5 protein-coding genes are annotated in these 4,052 nt (G+C 66.8%); 2 read left to right on the forward strand and 3 right to left on the reverse strand.

Going from position 1 to position 4,052, the window contains the following annotated elements:
- Positions 1–166: 166 nt before the first annotated feature.
- Positions 167–598, reverse strand: coding sequence for a MepB family protein (locus ACTIAO_RS17245; protein WP_029152738.1), 432 nt, complete (start codon positions 596–598; stop codon positions 167–169).
- 93 nt (positions 599–691) lie between these two features.
- Positions 692–2,143, reverse strand: coding sequence for a DUF222 domain-containing protein (locus tag ACTIAO_RS17250; protein WP_441907302.1), 1,452 nt, complete (start codon positions 2,141–2,143; stop codon positions 692–694).
- A gap of 304 nt (positions 2,144–2,447) precedes the next feature.
- On the opposite strand from ACTIAO_RS17250, the gene ACTIAO_RS17255 reads away from it, so the two are divergent.
- Positions 2,448–3,017, forward strand: coding sequence for a TetR/AcrR family transcriptional regulator (locus tag ACTIAO_RS17255; RefSeq protein WP_441907303.1), 570 nt, complete (start codon positions 2,448–2,450; stop codon positions 3,015–3,017).
- Positions 3,014–3,373 carry a DoxX family protein gene (locus tag ACTIAO_RS17260; RefSeq protein WP_441842470.1) on the forward strand — a complete coding sequence of 120 codons (360 nt, stop codon included), beginning with the start codon at positions 3,014–3,016 and terminating at the stop codon, positions 3,371–3,373. The genes ACTIAO_RS17255 and ACTIAO_RS17260 overlap by 4 nt, the downstream gene beginning before the upstream one ends.
- 4 nt (positions 3,374–3,377) lie before the next feature.
- Here the strand turns inward: ACTIAO_RS17260 and ACTIAO_RS17265 are convergent.
- Positions 3,378–4,052: carbohydrate ABC transporter permease (locus ACTIAO_RS17265; protein WP_441907304.1), on the reverse strand; the 675-nt coding region annotated here is incomplete at its 5' end.

The following is a 4,052-nucleotide window of genomic DNA, read 5'->3' on the forward strand; positions in this document are numbered from 1 at the left end:
TGATCTTCGCGGGCGACGCGGTGATCACGATCACGGGCGACGACCACTTCCGCGCTGACGCCGTCACGGCGATGGCCGTCGCTGCCGCGAGCTGACCCGAGGTGTTCCATCGATCGCTGCGCCGTGGAATCATGGCGCGGACGATGTGAGAACACACAATCTGGGCTCAGTACTCCCGGAATGCCGGGGCTTGAGCGCGTTGCGTGGCCGCGGCCTGGCTATTTAACCCTTCACACCAGCTTGGGTATACCCGGAACCCACGCTTGCCGGGCAGCTTCCCTGAAACGACACCGAGTTCAGCAAGATGCGCGCCGGTGAACCGGAACACGCCGCGTCGGTCCTGCTGTTCCACGAAGACGAGCAGGCCCGCAGCGAGATCGTCATCGCCGAACGGGCTCGTCTCCCCTTCGGCATCCCGCTGCCAGAACGCGACGAAAGCGCCCGGCTTGGACGGGGTGTTCCGCGCAGTGCGGATGTGCCAGGTCTCGTTGCCGATCACGGCAATCCCTGACTCGTAATCGCTGTTCTGTGTCTCGGGGCTCACCTCAACAGGAAATCCCATCTCGGCGGAGTAGGCCTCGAACGCGTTGAACCGCACTCGGACACGCTACCTCAGAGGCCGAACTGCGATGAGCCCCTCGAACGCGAGCTCCCGCGGGGCGCCGATCGCGCGAGAATCGGCCCCTCCCCCCTACGCCGCGGGGCGGAATCGTCGCGGAGGCGGATCGACGTCGCCAAACGCGTACCTCAGTGCGAGCCGGGGCTCGAGGTTCACCGCACCCCCGCCCGGGTCATGCAGAACGAACTGACGCCTGCCATCACGGCTGATGCGCCACCCCGAGTGGTGCAGCTGCATGTGGTGGAACCGGCAGAGCAGGATCCCCCGGTCGATGTCCGTGCGCCCGCCCTCGGAATACGGGTCGACGTGGTGCGCCTCGCAATACGACGACGGCCGGTCGCACCCGTGCCAGCGACATCCGCCATCGCGCACTGAGAGCGCCACACGCTGCGCTGGCGTGAAGAGCCGACGCTCGCGCCCAACATTGAGCGGGTCACCGCCCGCATCGACCGTAACCGGCACTGCCCCCGTGTCGCACACGCGCTGATCGATATCCGGCTGCGGCAGCGACACGAGGCCATCCTCGGTGTATCCGCCCGCACTACCGGTGACGGTCACGATCCTTACGCCAGCCCGACGTGTGCCGTGCACGACCTTCGCATCGGCGAGTGCACCTGCTCTGAGAAGGTCGGCCAACAAATCGTAGGAGAGCTGATCGAGTGAGCGCGGGTCCTCCACAAGCGCCTGCGCGACCTCCACCTCGGCGGCATCGACGAACCGTGGACCGCCGCGGCGTGGCCGTAGCGCCGAGTCGAAGATCGACCGGACCAGGGCGTGCCCGTCGTCGTCGAAACTGATCGACCCGCGGCGTCGGCCGTCGGCATCGGTCCAGGTGCGGAACGATCGCGCCTCGTACCGTTCGAGGAACCGCCGCTCGGCGCCTTCCGGGTCGAGACGATCCCGAATCAACCGTGCCTCATCACGCAGCTCTTCGACGGTGCGGTGTTCGGCTTCGTTCGCGAGCTGACCTGCCGCGGTCGACCATGCGTCCCGTGTGTCGTCGTCGACGGTTCCGGTCGCGTCTGTGGGCGGTTCTCCGAGCCCGCGGCGAATCGCGTCGCTCTGCGCGGACGATACCTGCCCGCGCATCAGCGCGTCGGCCAGCGGCGCATGCCACGCCGGCACGACACGCGCACCGGACGTGCCCACCGCGCCCGCGCCCGTCGCAGGGTCGGTCGTTGGTTCGGTCGCGTCCAGGACCGACTGGCCCACACGGATCCGTTGACGCGCCTCAGACTTCGACCCGCCGGTGATCACCTGCAAGAACTCAGCCGGAGAGCGGTGGCCGCGCACCTGCGCCATGCCTTCCTGCCCCGCCTCACGGGTGGAACGCTCGGCCATGATGCCCGCCGCGATCGCCTCAATGCGGCCCAACCCGCGAACAGCACCCGCAGCCGCTTCCAACGCCCGCACGAGCTGCTCATCGCTGAGCCCGCGCATCGCGCCCGTGAGGTCGCCAACGCCCTCGTCGAGCAGGCTGTCGAGGGACTCGACCTGCTCTCGGAGTTCGCTGAAAATGTCCATGCTCAAGTCAATCGCGAACCCCTGACAAAGTTAGTGACGGCGACGAAATCGCCCGCGCTCCCGTCGCTGTTCACAACCTTCGATGTGCGCATCACCTGCCGAGCGACGCAACGAGCAATACCCGATGCTCAACGCGCGCTCCCCCAGGTCGATGCGGCGACGGGCCACCATTACGCGTACCGCGCTCGGGGATGGTGCCCGCCGTTTTCGACCGCGCAACAACACCGCCCAACGTGGTCGACATCGCCACCGCACAGTTTTAAACTAAATCTGTTCACTGAACACGTTCAGCATTAAGGATCCCATGCTCTCGCTGCGCACAGAAAAGCGTCAGGCCACCAGATCCCGCGTCCTCAACGAGGCACGCCGCCTGTTCGAACAACGCGGATTCACGGCGACGACGATCCGCGACATCGCCCAGGCGAGCGACGTCAGCGTCGGCACGGTGATGGCCGCCGGCGACAAGCCCGCCCTGCTCGTACAGGTCTTCGACGATCTGATCGCCGCCGAACACGACGCCCGAAGCGCCCCGCCCACCGCTGGTACCTGCGTCGATCGGATCCTCAGCATCGTGGATCCGTTCGTGACGATCTTCACCGATCGCCAGGATCTCGCGAGGGCATACGCGTCGATCCTCGTCTCGGGAACCCACTCCTCGACGCTCTTCACGAGCCTCGCCGCGCAGCTCGTCGAGGAGATCCGCGCAGTACTCGGGAACTCAAACGACGCCGAAGAATACGCGACAGCCAACGCCGCCTACGTCGCCTACATCGGCACCCTGTTCTCCTGGTCGGCGCGCCATGGCGCCGACTCGAGAGAACTGATCGCCGCCCTCAGAGCCACCTTCACCACCATCTGCGAGAGGAAGTCATGACCCTCCTCCCGGACATCTGGTGGCCACCCGCGCTACTCGCTCTCGCGCTCCTGATCGACGTCGTGCTGTCACTTCGCCCGCCGAAGTTCATCCGCGACTGCCTCGACGGGGTACGCTTCCCGCGCGAGTGGTGGTGGACGCTCATCGTCATCAAGACCACCGCGGTCGTGGGGCTGGTGGCCGGGATCTGGATGCCCGGCGTCGCGTTCGCCGCGAACACCGGCGTGATCATCTACTTCGTGGCTGCCGCCGCGGCCCACGTTCGAGCCCGCTTCACGGGTACGGAGTTCTGGATCAACTGCCTCGGCATGCTCGCGCTCGCGATCATCGTGCAGGTGCTCTCGGTTCTGCCGTAGCGCCTCACTTCACGCTCCCCTGCGTCAGCCCGCCGATCAGCCACCGCTGCGCGAACAGGGCCAGCAGGTACACCGGAATGATTCCCGTCAGGCTCGCCGCCGCCATCTGGCCGAACATCACCTCACGCCCGCCCTGCATCAGCGCGATCCCCACCGGCAGAGTCTGCGCGCTGCCCGTCTGTGTCAGCAGCAGTGGGATCAGGAAGTCGTTGTACACGAGGATGAACACGATGATCCCGACCGCGGCGAGCCCCGGCGTGATGAGCGGCAGCAGCACCGAGACCAACGTGCGGACCGGGCCGCACCCGTCGAGCTGCGCTGCCTCGTCTATCTCGCCCGGAATGCTGCGGAAAAAGCCATCGAGCAGCCACACGGCCACGGGCGTCAGCATCAGCCCCTCGACCAGACCGAGCCCGAACGGCGAATTCATCAGACCGGCCGTGCGCACCAGCAGGAACAGCGGCACGATCGCGACAACCGGCGGCGCGATGTACGCCGACACGATCAGCAGCAGCGTCTGCCCGCCGCCGACGCGCAACCGAGCGATCGCGTAGTTCGCCGGCACCGCGATCACAAGCGCGACGACGACCGCGACGCCCGCCACCAGCAGCGAGTTGCCGAGGTACGTGAAGATCGGCCAGTTCGCCATCGCTGACGCCCAGTTCTCCACGGCGAAGCG

Origin of the sequence: Microbacterium sp., assembly GCF_052099035.1 — a bacterium.
GTDB lineage: Bacteria > Actinomycetota > Actinomycetes > Actinomycetales > Microbacteriaceae > Microbacterium.